This is a genomic window from Rhodococcus sp. KBW08 (assembly GCF_003852455.1).
GTDB classification, from domain to species: domain Bacteria; phylum Actinomycetota; class Actinomycetes; order Mycobacteriales; family Mycobacteriaceae; genus Rhodococcus_F; species Rhodococcus_F baikonurensis.
Window position 1 is genome coordinate 284,130 of record NZ_QAJJ01000005.1, and the last position, 19,594, is coordinate 303,723.

The window sequence follows — 19,594 nt, forward strand, 5'->3', positions numbered from 1 at the left end:
CAGCGTGAAACTAGCCGACTAGCTTGACCTTCAGAAGTGCGATCGTGTCCGCAGTGAGTCCGAGACCTTCGGTGAGATAACCGTCGACGGTTCCGTAATCGCTGGCTATCTGCGCAAGTCCAGCTTCCAAATACGACGCGTCGACACCGAGGGCCGGCTCGAGGTTGGTCGCCACCTGCGGGCTCAGGGCTTGAGAGATCTGCGCAAGGATCTTCTCGTTGGTCGCCTGAAGGTAGGTGTTGCTCAACAGATAGTCGTCCATGATCGTCTGGGCGGGGACACCGGCAATGGACTGCAACAGCATCGCGGTCCAACCCGTGCGGTCCTTGCCTGAAGTGCAATGGAACAACTGCACCCCGTCACCAGCAGCGATGTCCGAGAGAACCTGCTTGAAGCCGGCGCGGCGCACGGGATCGGTGACAAAACTGCGGTTGGTATCGACCAGGAACTGCTTGGCCTCCTCCGGCGACTTGATCGTCGTCGCGAGCTGGGTCAGATCCTTGAACTCGATCGGAATGTTCGTGTACGTCACACCGTCCGGGAGCTTGTCCGCGCCACCGATGAACGGGTTGGAGATCTCGGTTGCCCCGCGCAGGTCATAGGCGTCGGCAAGTCCGAGGCCGGTGAGCGTCGCCTTGTCTGCGTCGCTGGTCGCGGTCAGCGCATTGGATCGGTAGATGACGCCGCGCTTGAGGTGTGAGCCGTCGACGGTGGCGTATCCCCTCCCGTCGTTGCCGGCGACGTCGCGAAAGTTGGCCACGGAGGCCAAGTTCGGCGTCGGCGCGAGGACAGGATCGAGCGAGCCGAGATCGACGGATCCGAGCGATCCCGTGTTCAGAGAACCCAGGTCGAGCGGGATGGCCGTGGCGGGAGCAGCAAACAACAGACCTCCGGTGACAACAAGGGCGGCGGCCTTCGCAGTGCGAGCGAACGACATTCGTGAGCGTGTGGACATGTGGCAGTACCTCTCTTTGTGGTTGGTGAGCTGTGGTTACGGTGCGACGTCACCGATTCCGGTGAACCCGTATCGCTGGTGGGGTCCAATGACTGCTACCTCGAACAGGCCTGTCCCGGTGCGAGTTACGCCGTCTTCCACAAGGGTGAACCGGGCCAAATTGTCGACCGGGCACAGCATTTTCTTCCACGGTTCGATGTCCGAAACCTTTTCTCGCAGGCCTTGAACCACCAGTTCGCCCTGCCACATCCCGTGGCGCCAATCCTGCTCGAGTCCGTAGCCCGTGCCCACACCGATGTAGTTGGGCAGAATCGGTTCGCAGGTGATTTCCAGGATGTGGTCGGATTCGCCTGGTGCACCGGGGCGCCGGAAGTACAGAGTGCCGCTCTTCACCTCGCGGGTACCGGAAATGAAGGTGAGCTGGTGGTCCGGTCGACCCAACCACTCCGACTCCCGCGAGCGGTCCGCCCAGACGCGCGTCGCATCCTCCAGAATTCGGCGTCCCTGCTGATCCTCTTGAACGACCGTGACGACGGTGAAGTCCCCGAATTGCATGATCGAGTAGATCCAGAAGAAGTTCTGACTGCCGGCGATCGACGGATCCGCCTTGCGTCCCGGAGGTTCCGCCTCGCCGACCGGTCGAACACCCCAGGATCGATCGCGATTACCCCGCCACGCCTCCGGGGTGACCGGGATGACGTCGCCGTCGACGGTCAGGGATCCGGACCATGTTCCGGTCTGCACAAATCGTTGAGTGTCGAAGGTGACTCGTTCCAGCTGACGGTGGAAATGCCTGGCCTCGAGATTGGCGGGGCCGTCGGACTCGAAGGTGAGGTCGAAGTTCAAGTCCGGCGCTTCGGGACTCGGGTCCAACACCACACGTAGGCGATGCAGACCCTCGATGATCTCGATCCTCAACGGGCCTACTGACAGGTCCATGCGGTCGTCACCCAAGGCGCGGGATGCCCGGAAGACGATATGATCGTCGCCGCGCCGAAGAACCGCAAAGCCGTCGCACACACCGAGATTGGGGTACTGACCGAGACCGATGATGAGAAACAGCGGCTCGGTGTCGCCGTCGACGCCGGCATGACAGTTGAAGTAGTAGCGGTCGTAGAAGTTTCGATCCGAGGTGCCCACGCGGCGGATGGTCTCGGCGATCTGATGTACGGGGTAGTCGTCGAGCGGGGACAGTGTCATCGTGCTTCTCCTGGTGCGACCGGGGCCGTAGCGAGCGATTCCCAATAGGTGCCGTCGAGCATGGCTTCGAGTGTCTTGTGGTGCAGGATCATCTCGTCCGGGTTGTCGGGGAGTTCGGCCTGACCGAAAGCCACTGCGCGGCTTTGTACTCGGAACATGATCACCGCGTGCCGCAGCGCGGCGTAAAGGATGTAGAAATCCAGGTCCGCAACCTGGTGGCCGGAAAGCGAGCCGTAGGCATCGGCCACGTCCTCACGACGCAGGAAGTCCGGCATTCCGGGGAGGCCTGCCATGGCAGCGAGATCCTCGAAGAACCTGTGCTGGAAGATCATCCAGCCGAGATCCAGCTCGCGCGGCCCCAGTGTGGCCATCTCCCAGTCGAGGACCGCCGCCGGCTCGAAGTCGCGGTAGATGACGTTTCCGATCCGCGAGTCTCCCCAGCACAGCACTGCGGCACCGGCATCGGTGGGGAAGTTCGCCTCGATCCAGTCGAAACCGCGCTCGATCAACGGAGATCCTGGTCCGTCGGCGGTTGCCCACTCGTAATAGCGGCGCTGCTCCTCGAGATGCGCGCGAAGTGCTTCTGCCCCAGTCGGTTCGGCACCGCCGCCGCACAACTCGGGGAGAGCCAGGTGCGGATCGGCCATAGCGTGCAACTCCGTGAGCACCCGGACCGATGACTGCTGCAGTCGAGAACGGTCGTCCTCTGATGCCTCCGAGAGCCAGGATCCGAACGTGTACGGCATGACGTCTGGCGGAATTTCGCCGTCGCGCCGTTCCATTACGAAGAACTCACCGCCGAGCGCGTCCGGGTTGCTCTCGGACCAGTACACCCGCGGGACCGGCACCGATGTGTGAGCCGCGACGGCGCTCATGACCCGAAACTGCTGGTCCAGGTTGTACGACGGGAAGATCGGTACCGCACTGTCGCGCGGGGCGATGCGGGCGACCAGGCGATGCTCACCTCGAACCCCGTCCTCGATCCACGTCGCGTCGAAAAGCACAGTTTCGTTGGACATGCCGTTCGCGGCCGGTATCTCGACCGAGGTCACGGAAGGTTTCGAGCCTCGCCACAGCACGGTGGCAAGCCAGCCTTCGAGGCTGCGTCGCATCTCTGCCGGGTCGTTGCGGGATTCGCCGGGCCTGGCGAATTCGGCGTAGTCGGGGTCTTCGCCTGAGGTTTCTGTTTCGGTTCGAAGGTTCATCACCACTCCTCGTGGTTCGGTGGCGCCGATGCGCACGTGCCGATAGTCGATACAATATGTATCGACTAAAGCCGTGACAGAATGTAACGGCCATCACAGCGATACCGCAAGGGATTTGCCCAAAATGTCCAAAGATTTTGAGACTCAGCACCGCCTGGGCCCGCAGCGAAACCCTGCAATCGACGACGCAGTACTGGACGCGACCAGGCAACTGTTGGAAGAAAAGGGGTATGCGGGCACGTCCATCGACGCCATCGCCACGCGTGCCGGAGTGGGGCGTCCGGCGATCTACCGTCGGTGGCCGTCGAAGGCACACATCGTCAACGACGCGATCTACCCGGTGCTCGACATCGAACAAGGCGCGGACATCGACACCGAACTCGGCACCGAGGGCACGATCGCGGATCAGATTCGCGCGCTTGTGCAGGGCGCGGTGGCACTGTTCGCCGCTCCTGCCACCCGGGCCGCGGCGCCCGGATTGATGAGCGAGGTGCGAACAAACGCGGAATTGCGCGACGTTCTCGTGGTGCGGCAACTGGCCGGAGTCAGAGTCGAGCTGAACCGTCGACTGGAGGCGGCGAGGGAGCGCGGCGACATCCGAAGCGGCGTCGACGCCGACGCTCTTCTCGACATCATGGCTGGCGCGGCCATCTTCGCACTGTCGGTTCGCGACGTCTCGGACCCGGGACCGTTTGCCGATTCTCTCGCCGACATAGTGCTGAACGGCATACTTCCCGAGGCTCACTGAACCGTTGGTTTGCGCTGCCATACACGGCACGATGGGCACAGCCATGCTCAGGACCAACCGACAGCTCGCTCAGTGTTCATCCATCGAGTGGGACAGTCTGTCGCTGCCTCACTTCTGCGATGTATTCACGGATGGCGTCGCGGTTTTTCACAAGAAAGCTGATCTTGTCGTCAAGTCCCGACGCCTCCGCCTCGAGCATCGACAGCATCTCCGGTGTCACATCGCTCATGTGAATGACGCGTTCTTGGTCCAGGCAAGGAAGGATCTGCCGGATCACCCGCGTCGGGAAACCCATGTCCAACAATCCACGTATCTGAAATACCCTGTCAACCATTCGTTCGTCGTAGTCGCGGTAACTGTTTTCGGATCGTCTCGGAGCAATCAAGCTCTGTTCCTCGTAGTACCGCAAGAGGCGGCGGGACACCCGTGTCGCTTCTGACAGCTCGCCGATCTTCATTTGGTCGCCGATGTTTCGAGCGACGCTGCCTGGAGTCGCTCTCTCAACGTGCTCACCCGGGTGCTCGCCCCGAAGACAGCGGCAAGCTGTTCGAGGACAAGTGGGATGTCCCGGCCGTTGACCGCCGGCCGCAGTCGCACACCGTGTGCGCCAGCGGATACGAGTTCGTCGATCCGGTGGATCAGCTCATCTACCGAACCGACAAAGATGTCGGTGTCGGACGAGTACGGTGCGCCTGACAGCTCGTCGAGGGCACGCTTCTGCTGGACAGCCTCGCAGTGGGTCGTGCCGAGGAAAACCACGAGATCCACCAGGATCGCGAGCGGCTCATCGATCAAATTTCTTCGCACGGCATCACATTCAGCGTTGACGGCGTCGAGTACATCGCCGATGGTGACGCCATTTGCACTCGGAGTGGGTGTCACCAGGATGGCATCAGCCGACGCAACCGCCAACCGATAAGGAACTTGGGCGTGATGTGCGAGCGCGAGAACGACAGGCTTCAAGCCTTCGACGACAGGGATGGCGAGTGGTCCGGCGACCTCGAAAGTCTTTGTCACAATCAACTTGTCAGAGATCTTGTCGATATCGACAAATCGGCCATCGACGCCTTCTTGGAGTGCGCCTTCCGACCAGGTCGACCACAATCCTCGGAGTATTTCGATCGACTCGGTTGCGCTCGAGAAGACCGGTTCGAGTCTGGTTCCAATCCGTTCAGGGAAGTAGATGTCGGACTCTTTCAGCTCCGGCACCGGTTGCGGGCGAACGAAATGACGTCTGTCGATGCTTCGCGAAGTGACCTGGGCACGGAGGCCGACTCGGCCCCCGCTCAAGAGATTGAGCGATGCGATTTCGGTGGCGATACTGTATGGCTCACTGTGAGTCAGATTTCTCGTGGCGATCACGCCGAGTCTCTGCGTCTCGAAAACAGCCAGTGCCGTCAGCGCTACCGGCGACAACCGACCACGAACCTGGTCTTCCTTGTCATCGATTCTCCTGAAGTCCGACGACTGCAACCCAATCGATTCTTCGAAAGTGACAAAATCGACAACAGATGAGTCAATGTCGCGCAACAACTCCGACCAGTAACGAGCACTGAAGAGTTCCGCGGGGGCAATTCCCTGCAATCGCCAGGCCGCTGGATGCCAGCCGGCTGGTTCCAGCGCGATGCCGATGATCGGTGACCGATGGATCGACGGCGTTGTGTTCATGCGTGTGCCTGACCTTCCTGATGGATTTGGGCCGGAGATCGAAACCCGTCTCCGCGGGCGGTCCACATGATCACCACGGATAGCAGCGCGAGTGCTACCGTCCACCACGGGAGAGATCGAGCACCGTTGAGAGACAAGAGAACTCCACCCATAACTGCACCTGCTGCCATGGCAGCGTTCCACAGCGTCGTGAGAACCGCCTGAGCCTCGTCTGCGTGTGAGCCCGCAGCAACCGCTGCTGAGGTTTGCAACATAGTCGGAATTCCGCCCCACCCCAATCCCCATACGGCAGCTGCTATGTAGACGAGCAGCGCATCCTCAGTGGTGACTGCCAGTGCGGTTGCGGCGACTGAAATCAGGACGGCACTGACAAGGGCAAGAGTCCGTAGTCGCGTGTAGATTTGTTTGCCCACAACAACAATGCTGAATAGACATGCCACTCCGAAGGTCAACAGAACGAGGTCATTGTCATCTCCCATTCCTATCGATTCGAGAAACGGAGCGATGTACGCATACAGGATGGTGTGACCCAACACGGCGGTGAACGTCACGATCAGAACTGCGTCGACACCGGGAATGCGTGCCGCCTCGAGCATGCTTCGACGTTTACGGTCGCGGGGCCGACCCGGACGATCGGGAACCGACACCGCGATTGCAACGAGAAGCGCAACAGCCAGTATCGACATGAGATAGAACGGTGCCCGCCACCCGGTAGCGTTGCCCAAATATGTCCCGAACGGAACGCCGAGCGCGAGAGCGAGCGGAATTCCGGCCATCGCGAACGCGATGGCGCGACCCTCGAGATGTTTCGGGGCAAGACTTCTGGCGTATCCGGCGAGCAATGCCCAGGCGATACCTGCAGCAACTCCCGCAATGAACCGGGCGGTCATCGTCAGAAGGTAGTCGGAAGAAAATGCAGTGACCGTGTTGGCGAATGCAAACCCGAGAATCGAGTTCAGCAGTAACACCTTTCGCGACCACGACGCCGTCACTGCGACGAGGGGAATTGTCGTCAGAGCCGTCCCCAGCGCGTAGATCATGATCGTCTGCCCGGCGGCTGATTCACTGACATCGAGGCCTTCACTCATTGCCGGCAACACTCCCGCTGGGAGGGTCTCCGTCAGGCTGGTGATAAAGACGGACGCGAACAACGCCAGCAGGGGAACGAGTGGAAGTGCGTCCCCGCGATCCTGTTCCGCAAGAAACTGTTTCACTCCTGATGTGTGGTGCTTCGAATCGATGTCGTCTGCCATGAAACGATTGTCAACCTTCACATCAATGTGAAGGTCAAGCCCTCCGCGAAGATCAGACCGCGAATCAATCAATCTGATGCCGTGCAAGTTTGGTCTATCCAGTCGAGGAACTGCCCATGTCCACCGGCTAGCCCGTGAGGTGTGCCGTCAAGAGAAACAACAAACTTCCCACGGCGCGCCTCTGGTGATGCCGTCAACTTGGCATCGACTTCGGGCAAAACCCCGAGACCTTCGTTCGCTATCCAGCGACATGGCAAAGCGTGAACAGCTTCTGCGAATTCATCTCTGGCAGTTGGTATCAGATAGTTGAGTACCGCACTGTGAAAGACCACGATCGTTGTTTCCCGTGGCGCACGTTCGACGAGATCGGTAACAGCCGACGTAAGATCTCCGCGAACCAGATGAGGCGGATCCACACGAGCGAGTGCCGCTGCGTCGCGCAATCGCCGCCGGCGGTGGTCCTGTTCCGGCCACACAAGACTCTCCAACCATCTCATGTCGTCGGTGTCGCCTACATCGAGTGGGTTCAGGTCGATGCCCGCCCGGTACACCACGTCTGGGACTCTCTCCGGAATTGGCGGACTGCCGGTCGTCGCACACTCCAGCAGAACGGTGGACGGACCATCGACTGGATGCAGATACTTTGTGCCGTCGTAGAGAAAGCTGTAGCGGTCAGGGTAAAGGCACAGGCCCGCCGAAGCACCGACTTCGATGAGGGAGAGCGGGCCCTTCAACAACCCGAGGACGGGAAGCAACACGGCAGAGCGGCCAGCTTCATTCGTCTGTGTAGTCCTGGTCTGCGCGAGTTGTTCCACCTCGGACCAGTTGTCGCTCAGCCACCGGCGAAACAACGCATACGGCGCGACCGGGGCACCGAGGTGACGGCACGCCCCGAATATCAGGTTGGGTTGCCTGCGGGGTTCTGGGAGCCGATCTATCAGAGCGAGGACTGCTGGATCCTCCGATACGCCGGTGCCCCATTCCTCGTAGATCGCGGAGTTCCCTCGAGCCTCCACTTCCGCGAACGATCGGTACCAACGCGAAGTGTCCACCGTCGATGTCTACCGGATGGCGCGTGGTGCTGAAAGGTTTTCGATCAAGCCGTCGCGTAACTCGCAGACGTCCCCCACGTCAGGCGTACTGGCCTGAGAACCCTCCCCGAGGCCCACTAGGCCCGAACCCTGCCGACTATCCTGTGGGGCATGACCGAGCCTGTAGCGACCGCTGACCTTGCCGACGAGATCGGACCCGACATCCGTAGCTGCGACACGCAGTTCACCCAGTTCGGTGGACGTGAAGTGTTTGCCGGCCCCATCACCACCATCAAGTGCTTCCAGGACAACCTGCTCGTGAAGCAGACCCTCAGCGAACCGGGCAACGGCGGAGTCCTCGTCGTCGACGGTGACGCGAGCATCCACACCGCGCTGGTCGGCGACATCATCGCCGGCCGCGGCGTCGACAATGGCTGGGCCGGCGTCATCGTCAACGGAGCCGTCCGCGACTCGGCGATCCTGCGCACCCTCGACATCGGCGTCAAGGCTTTGGGCACCAACCCGCGCAAGAGCACGCAAACCGGTTCGGGCGAAAAGAACGTGCCGATCGAAATCGGCGGCGTCACCTTCAACCCCGGCGAGATCGCCTACAGCGACCAGGACGGCGTCGTCGTTCGCGAAAGCTAGTCGGAAGTCGCGGGATCAGGCGGGGGCTTCCACTTTGGCGGCCATCCCGCCGATCTCGACGACATCGCCGTCACGAAGCTGACGGCCACGACGATCTTCGACCTCACCGTTGACCGACACCATGCCGTCGGCGATCACTTCCTTGGCCTCCGCGCCCGATTCGATGAGGTTCGCGAGCTTCAGAAACTGACCGAGCCGAATCATTTCGTCGCGGATGGGTACTGCTGGAATGTTGTCGGTCATGTCAATCATCTTCCTCCTCCCACAAAACTGGACACGACAGACCACACTTAGCGTGAGGATCTGATCGACCGGTAGGAGAGGAAGCTCGATGGCACCATTGACCGAGGTATCGGACACCACTGCAGAGTTGGTGGAATCGCCACCCGAAAATCCGCGCCAGGCGCGTCGATTCCGCAAAGGGCGGTTCAGCCAGGTTCCCCATATCTCGGGACTGATCCTCGGAGTCTTCTCCGTACTGGTGTTCCTGTGGAGCATCTCGCCGGTACTGCGGCACATCCTCCGCGTCCCACGCGAATACATCGACAGCTACTACTTCGACGCACCGGATACGAGCCTGTCGTGGGCGCTCGTCGTCGCCTTGCTCGCCGCCGCCCTCGCGAGCCGCAAGCGCATCGCCTGGTGGCTGTTGACGATCTACCTGTCGCTGATCACCCTCACCAACATCGCCTCCGCGATCGTCGACAAGAACCCGAACAACGCCGTCGCCGTTGTCGTTCTGCTTGTCGTGATCGGAATCCTCATCGCGGCGAGGCCCGAGTTCTACACACGCGTACGACGCGGCGCCGGTTGGAAAGCGCTCGGCGTTCTGATCGGCGGCATGGCCGTCGCGACCGTGATCGGTTGGGGCCTTGTCGAACTCTTCCCAGGTGACCTGCCGCAGAACCAACGATTCCTCTGGGCCTTGAACCGCGTCACCGCGGCCGCTTCGGTCGACAACGAGGTGTTCGACGGCCACCCGCGCGTCTTCGTCAACACGGTCCTCGGCCTGCTCGGCGCCATCGCGCTACTCGCCGCGGTCATGACGCTCTTCCGCGCGCAACGCTCCAACAACGCCCTCACCGGAAACGACGAGTCCGCGATCCGCGGGTTGATCCAGAACTTCGGTGCCGACGACTCCCTCGCTTACTTCGCCACCCGCCGCGACAAGGCCGTCATCTTCGCGCCGAGCGGCAAGGCCGCGATCACGTACCGCGTCGAGATCGGCGTCTGCCTCGCCAGTGGTGATCCCATCGGCGATCCCGAAGCGTGGCCGCACGCGATTGAAGCGTGGCAGGGGCTCGCGTCGCAGTACGGCTGGGCGACGGCCGTCATGGGCGCCAGCGAAACCGGGGCGACGGCGTACAAGAAGGCAGGCTTGAGTGTCCTGCAACTCGGCGACGAAGCGATCCTGCGCACGCGCGAGTTCAACCTCAACGGACGCGACATGCGCCCGGTGCGTCAGGCCGTCACCCGCGTGAGGCGCCACGGCGTCACCGTCCGGATGCGACGCCATCGCGACATCCCGCCCGAGGACATGGCGGCCGTCATCATCCGCGCCGACGACTGGCGCGACACCGACACCGAGCGCGGCTTCTCCATGGCACTCGGCCGACTGGGCGATCACCTCGACGGCGACTGCCTCCTCGTCGAAGCCGTCATGGGCGAAGGCACGGAGGACGAAAGCGTCGTCGGCATGCTTTCGCTCGTGCCGTGGGGACCGAACGGCGTTTCGCTCGACCTGATGCGTCGCAAGCCGACGGCGCCCAACGGTGTCGTCGAATTGATGGTCTCGGAGTTGGCCACACGTTCGGACGAGATCGGCGTCGTGCGGGTCTCACTCAACTTCGCCGTGTTCCGCTCGGTGTTCGAGGAAGGTTCGCGCATCGGCGCCGGCCCGATCCTCCGCATCTGGCGCTCGGTGCTCGTCTTCTTCTCGCGCTGGTGGCAACTCGAAGCGCTCTACCGCTCGAATGTGAAGTACCAGCCGGATTGGGAGCCGCGCTTCCTCTGCTTCGAGGACAACCGTGAGCTGCCGCGGGTCGGATTCGCGTCGGCCATCGCCGAAGGCTTCGTGGTGCTGCCCAGTTTCGGGCGCAAGTCGAGCCAGGTCGTCAAGCACACCGGAACGCATGCGGCGGTGCCTGCAGCTCTGGTGACGTCCGAAGGGTTGCATGCTGACGGCAGCCCACCGGACTCGGCGCCGTCGTTCACGACCAACGGTCCGCGACGCCCCGAGCAGGTTCGGGTGCGTATGAACAAGCTCGCGCAACTCGCCGACGAAGGGATCGCCGCCTACCCCGTCGCCTATCCGCCGACGCACACGATCGCTGCCGCAGCGAAGTCGCCGGAGGGCACCCGCGTACGCATCGCGGGACGCCTGCTGAGGGTTCGCGACTACGGCGGAGTCGTGTTCACGGACGTGCGCGACTGGTCCGGCGACATCCAGGTTCTGGTCGACCAGGACAACGTCGGCCGGGAGAAGCTGGCGGAGTTCGCCGCCGAGTTCGATCTCGGTGACCTGATCGAGGTCAGCGGAACCATCGGGCGCAGCCGCAAGGGCGAGCTGTCGCTCATCGCCGTCGAGTGGCGCATGAACGGCAAGTGCCTCCACCCGCTGCCGGACAAGTGGAAGGGCCTCTCGGATCCCGAGACTCGCGTCCGCCAGCGGTACCTCGACATCGCCCTCAACCCGAAGGCCCGCGAACTGCTCGAGGCCCGAAGCGCCGTCGTGAAGTCGCTACGCGATTCACTCGGTGGTCGCGGATACCTCGAAGTCGAGACCCCGATCCTGCAGCAGGTGCACGGCGGCGCGAACGCCGCTCCGTTCCTGACACACATCAACGCATACAACCTCGACCTCTATCTCCGCATCGCACCCGAGCTGTACCTGAAGCGCTTGTGCGTCGCAGGTATGGAGAAGGTGTTCGAGATCGGCCGCGTGTTCCGCAACGAGGGCGTCGACTTCAAACACAACCCCGAGTTCACGATCCTCGAGGCCTACGAAGCCCACAGCGATTACGAGGGCATGATGCGGATGTGCCGCGAGCTGATCCAGGCGGCGGCCGTCGCAGCCTTCGGTCGCGAGATCATCATGCGACCCGGCCCGGACGGCGAACTGGTCGAGGTCGACATCTCCGGCGAATGGCCGGTGAAGACGATGCACGGCGCCGTCGCCGAAAAACTTGGTGTCGACGTCTCCCCCGAGACAAGTCTCGAAGACCTGCAGAAGCTGTGCGACGCCAACGAGATCCCGTACCAGTCCAGCTGGGACACCGGTGCCATCGCGCAGGAAATGTACGAGCACCTGGTCGAGGACTACACCGAGTTCCCGACGTTCTACACCAACTTCCCCACCTCGATGTCGCCGCTCACCCGGCCGCATCGCAGCATCCCCGGCGTCGCCGAGAAGTGGGACCTGGTGGCGTGGGGCGTCGAACTCGGCACCGCGTACAGCGAGCTGACCGACCCGGTGGACCAGCGCAACCGGCTCACCGAGCAGTCGATGCTCGCGGCGGGCGGCGACCCCGAGGCGATGGAGTTGGACGAGGACTTCCTCCAAGCCCTCGAACACGCGATGCCGCCGACGGGTGGTCTCGGGATGGGCGTCGACCGAATCGTCATGCTGATCACGGGTGGCAGCATCCGCGAGACGCTGGCCTTCCCCCTCGCGAAACCGCGTCAGTAGTCCGGATTCTCGCGTGCCGGAATTGTTCCACGTGAAACCACCGGGCGAGATCCTGCAGGTCGGCGAGAGCCGACTGCACGTTCTTGCCGAGGGCGACGGCCCCGTCGTCGTCCTGTGCGGTGGGCTGGCGGGCAACTGGTTCGACTGGGATGACTGCGCACGTCATCTTCAGTCGGACCACACCGTCGTCCGCTTCGATCGACCGGGCTTCGGGCTCAGCGAACCGTCGTCCGACGTGCCGACCGTCCGCGGCGAAGCTCAGCGGATCCGCGATGTCCTCGACACACTGGGACTGACGGGGTCGGCTGTGGTGGTCGGCCACTCCATCGCCGGCTTCTACGTCGAAGGCTTCGCCCGCTTGTTTCCGGACCGGGCAGCGGGCATGCTGCTTCTCGATTCGAGCGCCGAGAAAGAGCCGAAACGTCTCTTCCCCCGCGACCTTCTCCTGATCGCCTCCCGGGCTGCCGCGGCCTCCTTCAGCACCACCGGACTTCAACGCCTCCTCGGCACCACGACGCGCAAAATCCTCAACCAGTCCGTGCCGCCCAGCGGCTCGTCCGAAGCCACCCTCGAATGGGTCCGGAAGATCTACCGCGAGCCTCATTATCTGGAAGCGGCGATGATCGAATACGTCGCGTACACCGATATGGCGCTGGAACTCACCGCTTTACGACGGTCGAGCAAGCACCCCTTGCCCGACATCGACCTCAGCGTCGTTGCCGCTCACACGGGCCACACCACTCCCTGGTCCATCGCGTGGATGGCAAAGCAGCAGAAACTCGCCACCTACCTCGGCGGGAGCTTTCACGTCCTACGCCCGGCGCATCACCACGCCATGATCGATCAGCCAGAGGAGTTGGCGAACTTGATCCGGCGCCTCACGCAGCCGAACCGTCGGGATGACACTTAAAGTTACAACTCGGACAGTAGCCGGATCATTGCTAGTCTCGGACAGCTTCTGCTTTCTACGACAGGCTGACCATGGACCGTTCGACACGTCAGGTGCGCTCGTGCCTGATTTTCGTGGCGATCCTCGTAGTCGCTCTGGCGGGCATCGCCGCCCGTCCGCCCGGGTTTCTCTCGACCTTCTGGCCCGCCAACGCGATCCTTCTGGGCATTCTCCTTCGTAACCCTCGCTCGTTCGCGCCGATCGGACTGGCTGTCGGCGGCGCCGCGCTGATGACAGCGGATCTTGCGACCGGAAGCCCCGTACAGCGGGCCTTCGAACTGAATGCGATCAACCTGGTCGGAGTCACGACGGGATTGATCGCCGCGAACTTGCTCGGCTGCTTTCCACAGCGAGTCTCCGAAGCGAAGTACACCACCAGAATCTTTCTCGTTTCGGTTCTGGCATCTCTGACGGCCGGGTCCGCCAGCGCACTCCGCACTCAACTCCACGAAGGAAGTGGTGCGGCAACGGAATTGGTGGGGTGGTTCTTCGCCGACCTGTGTACGTATCTGATCGTGCTGCCGATCGTTCTTTCGGCACCGACGCTCGAACACATTCTTCGCACTCTCGGGCCCTCGGTACGTCAAAGCCTCCGGCTCAGGCGGCTCGCACAGATCCTCGCGCCGCTGGCCGCACTCCTGGCCTGTCTGCCGCTCGCGTTGGAGGTGCAGGGCGCCCTCGCGTTGCTGCTTCCGATGCCGGCGCTCCTGTGGTGCGCGATGCGCGTCTCGCTGTTCAGCACCTCGCTCCTGGCAGCCGGATGGAGTGCGTGGGCGCTGGTCATGGCGGGCAAGGGGCGCCTGGCGTTGGCAGATCCGGTTCACCTGCTGAGCGAAGGCGTGACCACCAGAATCTCCGTCATCTTGATGGCACTCTCCCCCATCGCCGTAGCCGTCGCCACGGGAGCGCAGCGGCGCGCTGAGCGCGAACTCCAACGCATCGCCGAATGCGACGCCCTGACCGGAACACTGAGTCGGCACGCGTTCTTGACCCGGTCGCAGGAACTCCTCGACACCCAGCACACAGCGCAACGATCGATCGCCGTCATGATGCTCGATTTCGACCACTTCAAATCGATCAACGACAACCTCGGCCACCTCACCGGCGATTCAGTCCTCGAACAATTCGGAAACACCCTCCTCGCCACCACCGAAGGGCTCGGCCTCTCCGGCCGCCTGGGCGGTGAGGAGTTTGCCGTCGCGATGGCCGATTGCACCTTCGAGGAAGCCATCCAGCTCGCGGAGCGTATCCGGCAGACCCAGGAGACCCACGCCCGTTCCATTCGCGGCTTCGCGGGGACGGTCAGTATCGGCGTCGCCTGGGTAGACCGGGCGATGCCGGGGATGGAGACCTTGCTCGACATCGCCGACAACGCGATGTACCAGGCGAAACGCGAAGGCCGAAACCTCGTGGTGGCGTTCGATCTCTACATGGCAAGGTGACGTGGGTGCAACTACTCCTGATCCGACACGCGCTCCCCGAACTGGCCGAGGTCACCGAAGGCCGCGCCGATCCCTCGCTCACCGACGAAGGCCGCGCCCAGGCACGTCGGCTGCCCGCAGCACTGGCGCCGTACCGGATCACCGGACTGTTCAGCAGCCCGCAGAAGCGTGCGCTCGAGACCGCGGACCCGGTAGCGCAGGCATTGGAACTTCCGGTCACCCAGCTCGAAGGTCTGGCGGAATACGACTACGAGCAGCCCCACTACATCCCGATGCACGAGGTCTTGGAACGCGCACCGGAAACGTATGCGCGCATCAAGGCCGGATGGCTACCCGAGTCGGTGGACGGCGACGCTTTTCGCGAGCGAGTACTCGGCGCGATCGACGACGTGGTCGCGGCGACCGACAACGACGCCACCGTGGCGATCTTCTGCCACGGCGGCGTCGTCAACATCGTTCTGCAGGAACTGCTCGGGCTGGAGCGTCCGTTGACCTTCCCGATCGAGTACGTCTCCGTCACTCGAATTCTTGTTTCCCGGAATGGAAGCCGAAGGGTCGGGTCGATCAACGAAACCGGTCACGTGCGAAACATGTTGCGCGTCTAGCACAACTCACACGTTGTGGCACGCCACCTGGTGTCCGCCCTCGACGAGACGAAGTTCGGGGACTTCCTCCGCGCAGAGATCGGTGGCCAGCGGGCACCGCGTGCGGAACCGGCAGCCACTGGGCGGATTGAGCGGCGACGGCAGTTCGATGACCTTCTGCTCGACGTTCTGCGCCGCGGTGACGGTGGCGTCAGGATCGGGAATCGACGACAGCAGTAGCTGCGTGTACGGGTGCAACGCACGGTTCTGCATGTCTTCCGCCGGAACGATTTCGCAGACGCGGCCCAAGTACATGATCATCACGCGGTCGCTGATGTTCTTCACGACGGCCATGTTGTGCGCAATGAACAGCAAAGACAGCCCGTGACGCTTCTTCGCATCCTCGAGCAGGTTCAGAATCTGCGCCTGCACGGAGACGTCGAGGCTCGAGACCGGCTCGTCACAGATCAGGACTTTGGGATCGAGCATCAATGCGCGGGCGATGCACACACGCTGGCACTGTCCGCCCGAGAGCTCGCGCGGGGTTCGGTCCCACACCATGTCCGGGTCCAACCCGACCTCGGCAAGAACCTCGCGCGCCCGAGCTTCGATGGCGGCCTTGTCTTTTCCGCCCCAGATCGACGGACCCTCGGTGATGAGAGCCTTGACCTTGCGACGAGGGTTCAGGGAGGAGATCGGATCCTGGAAGATCATCTGCAACTGAGTGCGACTGCGACGCAATTCCTCCGCGCCCAGTGCCGTCATTTCCGTCTCACCCAGGCGAATGGAACCCGACGTCGGTGAGGGCAGCTGCATGATCGCCCGGCCCGCCGTGGACTTGCCACAGCCGGATTCACCGACCACGCCCAAGGTTTCGCCCGGAGCGACGGTGAAGCTGATCCCGGACACCGCGTGAACGGTCTGCCCTTTGCCGACGTTGAATTCGACGACCAGGTCCTCGACCGTCAGGGCCGCGTCCACCGTCTCTGGCTTTCTGGTATCGGTTGCTGCAGTCATCAGACCATCTCCTTCACCGCGAGCGAGAGGCCCGCTGCGGTAGTACCGGCCTTCTCGTTGGCGACCAATGCCGTTGTGCCTTCCGGGGTATCGACCGGGTAGTGGCACGCGAACGTGTGGCTTTCGGTTGTGTTGTCTCCCGGACCGCCGGGAGCCAGAGCCGGGTCGCCGGTCAGACAGTCGTCCTGGGCGTAACGGCAACGCGCAGCGAAGCGGCAACCGGTGATCGGCTTCGTCATGTCCGGAAGTCCACCCGGGATTGTCTGCAGCACTGTGTGCGTCGGCGATTCGAGTCGCGGAATCGCGGCCATCAGCGCTTCGGTGTAGGGGTGACGCGGACGAGTGAACAACTCTTCTGTTGCCGACGTCTCCACGACGGAACCGGCGTACATGACCGCGACGCGATCCGATCGACCCGACACCACACCGAGGTCGTGACTGATCAGGATGACGGCCATGTTGAGCTTGTCGTTGAGCGAGGCGAGCAGATCGAGGATCTGCTTCTGCACGGTCACGTCGAGGGCGGTGGTCGGCTCGTCGGCGATCAGCAGTTTCGGCTCGCAGGCCAGCGCCATCGCGATGACGACGCGCTGTCGCATACCGCCAGACAGTTCGTGCGGGTACTGATCGAGCCGACGCTTCGGCTCGGGGATGCCCACCATCGACAGGAGTTCCGCAGCGCGATCGCGGGCCGCGTCCTTCTTCAGACCCAGGTGGAACTTCAAGGATTCGGTGATGTGGGTACCGATGCGCTTGAACGGATTGAGCGAGGTCATCGGATCCTGGAAGACCATGGCGATCTCCGGCCCCCAGAAATGCTTCATCTCCGACTTCTTCATGGTCGACATGTCGCGGCCGGCAAACGTCACCGTTCCGGTGATGTCGAGAGCCGGACCCTTCTGGAGCAATCCCATGATGGTGCGTCCGAGAACCGACTTGCCGGAACCGGATTCACCGACGATGCCGAGAGTCTCGCCGGCGGAGACGTGGATCGAGACGCCGTCGACTGCTCGCAACTGGCCACGGGGAGTGGCGAATACGGTTCTGAGGTTGTCCGCCTGCAGCAGCGGAACGTCGTGCTGAGCTGAAGTGGTCACAGCTTACTCCGATACTTCTCGCCGATGAGGTTGAAGGAGAACACCGTCAGGAAGAGGAAGACGCCTGGTACCAGGACGATGAACGGATGCTTCTCCACGATCCCGCCCTGACCTTCCGCAATCATGTTGCCCCACGTCGGATCTGGTTGTGCGATACCGAGCCCGAGGAAGCTGAGTGACGCTTCCGCGACGATCAGGCCGGAGACGGCCACCAGGCCGAGCGCGGCGACGGGGACGAGGACGTTGGGAACCAGCTCACGCCAGATGACGCGCCATTTGGTGGCACCCATGGCCCTCGCGGCAAGCACGAACTCCCGTTGGGCGACGACGATGGTGTTGGCCCTGGCGATTCGAACCATGCTGGGAATGCAGAGAATCGAGAGTGCGAGGGTGATGTTGCGCAGGTTCGACGTGAGCACCGCCGCCAGTGCGATCAACAGCACCAGGGAAGGAATGGCCAGCAGCGAGTTGGTCAGGATTCCGACGACTGCGTCGACCTTGCCGCGGAAGTAACCGGCCATGACGCCGATGGTTCCGCCGATGATCATGCCGATCAGTACGGCGCAGATGGCCACGGTCAAGGATGCTCGAGCACCGAACAAAGCGCGGGCAAGCAGGTCGAGACCGAAGTTGTTGGTACCCAACGGGTGATCTGACAGCAGGCTCGGCGAGGCGAAGCCCGGCTCGGCCAAGGTCTTGACCGTGTCCTTGTACTCACCGAGTGGCAGCAGCGGTGCGAAGATCGCGGCCAGGATCAGTGCGACCAGCCAGATGCATGCCAGCCAGTACGAGAGATCGAACTGACTGCCCCACTTGGACGTACCGAGTTTGCCGAGACCTTTGAAGAGGAAAACCAGGGCAACGAGCGCGAGCACGATGCGGACGGTCATCATGATGGCCGAACCGAAGAGTGCGGTGCCGAGCAGCGCAACGCCGACCACCGTGAGAATCGATCCGATCAGGACCAGATTCTTGGGCTGTTCCAACGTCTCGACGGGACCGGGAGCCAGCAGGACTGTCTGCTGCCGGTATGTCATCACCTCGGACGGGGCCGGCGACGGGGCCGCTCCGTCTGGCGTCACTTCAGACATGGACACGACGACTCCTCGGGTCAAGATAGGTGTACAGAACATCGATCGCGCTGTTGACGAGGACGTAGATGACCGCGATCACGACCACCGCGCCCAGCAGCATCGGTGAATCACCCTGCTGCGCTGCGCGGACGATGAGCGTGCCCATTCCGGGCAGCGAGAACAGCGTCTCGACGATCACGGTGCTGCCGATCATGCCGCCGAGAGCCAGACCCATCATCGTGATGAGCGAGAACGACGACGGGCGAAGCGCGTCACTGAAAAGCACTCGCAGCGTGGGCATTCCCTTCGCTTTCGACGCGAGGATGTAATCCTCACGGAGCGTCGTCACCAGGTCGGAGCGGAGAACGCGAGTGAACATCGCCATCTCGAGGAGGCTGATGGTGATCGCGGGAAGTATTGCGTGTGAGAGGTTTCCGGAGAGGCTGTCTCCGATGCGCACCCACTGTGATCGGGGGAACCAGCCGAGCCAGTTGACGGTGACCATGATCAGCAACAGACCGGCGAGGAAGCTCGGGACGGACAGAACACCGAACGTCGCGGCGCTGATGACGCGGTCGATGACGCCACCCTCGTGGTGCGCCGACCAGAGTGCGAGCGGAACTGCGACGACGAGGGCGATGACCAGACCCATCACTGCCAACTGAACGCTGACGGGGAGAGCGGAACTGATCGCGGTGAGGACGTCCTGCTGCGGGGGAACGAGCGAGTTGCCGAGGTCGCCCTGGAGAGCGCTGGTCAGCCAGTCCCAATAGCGAACCAGGAGTGGGTCGTTGAGCCCGAGCTGCTGGCGAACTTCCTCGTACTCGGCAGGCGTTCGGCCTTCCCCGAGAACGGAGACAGCGGGATCGCCGGGGATCAGTGATGCCAGCACGAAGGTTCCGAAGCTGACGATCAGGATCACAATGACGAGCTGGCCCAATTTCTTACCTATTGCGCCGATGTTCATCGATTTCGTCTCCTTCGGACAGCGAGCTCGCAATACACAGCAGTTCCTCTGATTTCATTTCTTCGTTCG

General features: G+C 62.6%; 18 protein-coding genes. 6 read left to right on the forward strand and 12 right to left on the reverse strand.

All coding sequences use genetic code 11. The annotated features are described in order from the left end of the window. Nucleotides 1-10 precede the first annotated feature (10 nt). From DBV08_RS06885 to DBV08_RS06895, 3 genes are read right to left on the reverse strand one after another with little or no spacing between them, the layout of a single operon-like run. Nucleotides 11-955, reverse strand: a complete 945-nt coding sequence (locus DBV08_RS06885; RefSeq protein WP_124566944.1) for a tyrosine-protein phosphatase — start codon at nucleotides 953-955, stop codon at nucleotides 11-13. A 36-nt stretch (nucleotides 956-991) separates the two neighbouring features. Beyond that, nucleotides 992-2,155 carry a hypothetical protein gene (locus tag DBV08_RS06890; RefSeq protein ID WP_124566945.1) on the reverse strand — a complete coding sequence of 388 codons (1,164 nt, stop codon included), beginning with the start codon at nucleotides 2,153-2,155 and terminating at the stop codon, nucleotides 992-994. Next, nucleotides 2,152-3,360 carry a phosphotransferase family protein gene (locus DBV08_RS06895; protein WP_124566946.1) on the reverse strand — a complete coding sequence of 403 codons (1,209 nt, stop codon included), beginning with the start codon at nucleotides 3,358-3,360 and terminating at the stop codon, nucleotides 2,152-2,154. Before DBV08_RS06895 ends, DBV08_RS06890 begins: the two co-directional genes overlap by 4 nt. Nucleotides 3,361-3,484: 124 nt before the next feature. On the opposite strand from DBV08_RS06895, the gene DBV08_RS06900 reads away from it, so the two are divergent. Beyond that, nucleotides 3,485-4,108 carry a TetR/AcrR family transcriptional regulator gene (locus tag DBV08_RS06900; RefSeq protein ID WP_124566947.1) on the forward strand — a complete coding sequence of 208 codons (624 nt, stop codon included), beginning with the start codon at nucleotides 3,485-3,487 and terminating at the stop codon, nucleotides 4,106-4,108. A 76-nt stretch (nucleotides 4,109-4,184) separates the two neighbouring features. On the opposite strand, the gene DBV08_RS06905 is transcribed toward DBV08_RS06900, so the two are convergent. The 4 genes from DBV08_RS06905 to DBV08_RS06920 form a co-directional block, all read right to left on the reverse strand. Next, entirely contained in the window at nucleotides 4,185-4,565 is a 381-nt protein-coding gene (locus tag DBV08_RS06905) for a MerR family transcriptional regulator (protein WP_124566948.1), read from the reverse strand. Further along, nucleotides 4,562-5,776: an LLM class flavin-dependent oxidoreductase gene (locus DBV08_RS06910; protein ID WP_124566949.1), complete on the reverse strand. Its 1,215-nt coding sequence runs from the start codon at nucleotides 5,774-5,776 to the stop codon at nucleotides 4,562-4,564. The genes DBV08_RS06905 and DBV08_RS06910 overlap by 4 nt, the downstream gene beginning before the upstream one ends. After that, on the reverse strand, nucleotides 5,773-7,029 hold the full coding sequence (locus tag DBV08_RS06915; RefSeq protein ID WP_260395340.1) for an MFS transporter: 1,257 nt from the start codon (nucleotides 7,027-7,029) through the stop codon (nucleotides 5,773-5,775). The genes DBV08_RS06910 and DBV08_RS06915 overlap by 4 nt, the downstream gene beginning before the upstream one ends. A gap of 68 nt (nucleotides 7,030-7,097) precedes the next feature. After that, nucleotides 7,098-8,081 (reverse strand): DUF2332 domain-containing protein, encoded by a 984-nt coding sequence (locus DBV08_RS06920; RefSeq protein ID WP_095969363.1) that lies wholly within the window; start codon nucleotides 8,079-8,081, stop codon nucleotides 7,098-7,100. Between the two features lie 150 nt (nucleotides 8,082-8,231). Between DBV08_RS06920 and rraA the strand changes: the two genes are divergently transcribed. Continuing rightward, the gene (rraA, locus tag DBV08_RS06925) at nucleotides 8,232-8,708 is read left to right on the forward strand and encodes a ribonuclease E activity regulator RraA (protein ID WP_124566951.1); all 477 of its coding nucleotides are present in this window, start codon (nucleotides 8,232-8,234) and stop codon (nucleotides 8,706-8,708) included. Between the two features lie 15 nt (nucleotides 8,709-8,723). On the opposite strand, the gene DBV08_RS06930 is transcribed toward rraA, so the two are convergent. After that, on the reverse strand, nucleotides 8,724-8,951 hold the full coding sequence (locus DBV08_RS06930; RefSeq protein ID WP_003943569.1) for an RNA-binding S4 domain-containing protein: 228 nt from the start codon (nucleotides 8,949-8,951) through the stop codon (nucleotides 8,724-8,726). A gap of 88 nt (nucleotides 8,952-9,039) precedes the next feature. Here DBV08_RS06930 and lysX point away from each other — a divergent pair, with 88 nt between their 5' ends. From lysX to DBV08_RS06950, 4 genes are all read left to right on the forward strand, one after another. Then, entirely contained in the window at nucleotides 9,040-12,396 is a 3,357-nt protein-coding gene (gene lysX / locus DBV08_RS06935) for a bifunctional lysylphosphatidylglycerol synthetase/lysine--tRNA ligase LysX (protein WP_124566952.1), read from the forward strand. Between the two features lie 13 nt (nucleotides 12,397-12,409). Next, nucleotides 12,410-13,306 carry an alpha/beta fold hydrolase gene (locus DBV08_RS06940; protein ID WP_124566953.1) on the forward strand — a complete coding sequence of 299 codons (897 nt, stop codon included), beginning with the start codon at nucleotides 12,410-12,412 and terminating at the stop codon, nucleotides 13,304-13,306. Nucleotides 13,307-13,377: 71 nt separating this feature from the next. Then, on the forward strand, nucleotides 13,378-14,787 hold the full coding sequence (locus tag DBV08_RS06945; RefSeq protein ID WP_124566954.1) for a diguanylate cyclase: 1,410 nt from the start codon (nucleotides 13,378-13,380) through the stop codon (nucleotides 14,785-14,787). Nucleotides 14,788-14,792: 5 nt separating this feature from the next. Continuing rightward, nucleotides 14,793-15,392 carry a histidine phosphatase family protein gene (locus DBV08_RS06950; protein WP_124566955.1) on the forward strand — a complete coding sequence of 200 codons (600 nt, stop codon included), beginning with the start codon at nucleotides 14,793-14,795 and terminating at the stop codon, nucleotides 15,390-15,392. Nucleotides 15,393-15,398: 6 nt separating this feature from the next. On the opposite strand, the gene DBV08_RS06955 is transcribed toward DBV08_RS06950, so the two are convergent. The 4 genes from DBV08_RS06955 to DBV08_RS06970 are packed head-to-tail and all read right to left on the reverse strand — an operon-like array spanning nucleotide 15,399 to nucleotide 19,525. Beyond that, nucleotides 15,399-16,388, reverse strand: coding sequence for an ABC transporter ATP-binding protein (locus DBV08_RS06955; protein WP_095969359.1), 990 nt, complete (start codon nucleotides 16,386-16,388; stop codon nucleotides 15,399-15,401). Continuing rightward, on the reverse strand, nucleotides 16,388-17,485 hold the full coding sequence (locus DBV08_RS06960) for an ABC transporter ATP-binding protein (protein WP_124566956.1): 1,098 nt from the start codon (nucleotides 17,483-17,485) through the stop codon (nucleotides 16,388-16,390). Before DBV08_RS06960 ends, DBV08_RS06955 begins: the two co-directional genes overlap by 1 nt. Further along, nucleotides 17,482-18,576, reverse strand: coding sequence for an ABC transporter permease (locus DBV08_RS06965; RefSeq protein WP_007735813.1), 1,095 nt, complete (start codon nucleotides 18,574-18,576; stop codon nucleotides 17,482-17,484). The genes DBV08_RS06960 and DBV08_RS06965 overlap by 4 nt, the downstream gene beginning before the upstream one ends. Next, a complete protein-coding gene (locus DBV08_RS06970; protein WP_003943571.1) occupies nucleotides 18,569-19,525 on the reverse strand; it encodes an ABC transporter permease in 957 nt (318 codons plus the stop codon). Before DBV08_RS06970 ends, DBV08_RS06965 begins: the two co-directional genes overlap by 8 nt. Between the last annotated feature and the right edge of the window lie 69 nt (nucleotides 19,526-19,594).

Coding starts and splice junctions, on each gene's coding strand:
- DBV08_RS06890 (WP_124566945.1), bottom strand. CDS start 2,155: ATGACACTGTCCCCGCTCGACGACTACCCCGTACATCAGATCGCCGAG.
- DBV08_RS06900 (WP_124566947.1), top strand. CDS start 3,485: ATGTCCAAAGATTTTGAGACTCAGCACCGCCTGGGCCCGCAGCGAAAC.
- DBV08_RS06895 (WP_124566946.1), bottom strand. CDS start 3,360: ATGAACCTTCGAACCGAAACAGAAACCTCAGGCGAAGACCCCGACTAC.
- DBV08_RS06945 (WP_124566954.1), top strand. CDS start 13,378: ATGGACCGTTCGACACGTCAGGTGCGCTCGTGCCTGATTTTCGTGGCG.
- DBV08_RS06905 (WP_124566948.1), bottom strand. CDS start 4,565: ATGAAGATCGGCGAGCTGTCAGAAGCGACACGGGTGTCCCGCCGCCTC.
- DBV08_RS06885 (WP_124566944.1), bottom strand. CDS start 955: ATGTCCACACGCTCACGAATGTCGTTCGCTCGCACTGCGAAGGCCGCC.
- lysX (WP_124566952.1), top strand. CDS start 9,040: ATGGCACCATTGACCGAGGTATCGGACACCACTGCAGAGTTGGTGGAA.
- DBV08_RS06910 (WP_124566949.1), bottom strand. CDS start 5,776: ATGAACACAACGCCGTCGATCCATCGGTCACCGATCATCGGCATCGCG.
- DBV08_RS06915 (WP_260395340.1), bottom strand. CDS start 7,029: ATGGCAGACGACATCGATTCGAAGCACCACACATCAGGAGTGAAACAG.
- rraA (WP_124566951.1), top strand. CDS start 8,232: ATGACCGAGCCTGTAGCGACCGCTGACCTTGCCGACGAGATCGGACCC.
- DBV08_RS06930 (WP_003943569.1), bottom strand. CDS start 8,951: ATGACCGACAACATTCCAGCAGTACCCATCCGCGACGAAATGATTCGG.
- DBV08_RS06965 (WP_007735813.1), bottom strand. CDS start 18,576: ATGTCTGAAGTGACGCCAGACGGAGCGGCCCCGTCGCCGGCCCCGTCC.
- DBV08_RS06970 (WP_003943571.1), bottom strand. CDS start 19,525: ATGAACATCGGCGCAATAGGTAAGAAATTGGGCCAGCTCGTCATTGTG.
- DBV08_RS06955 (WP_095969359.1), bottom strand. CDS start 16,388: ATGACTGCAGCAACCGATACCAGAAAGCCAGAGACGGTGGACGCGGCC.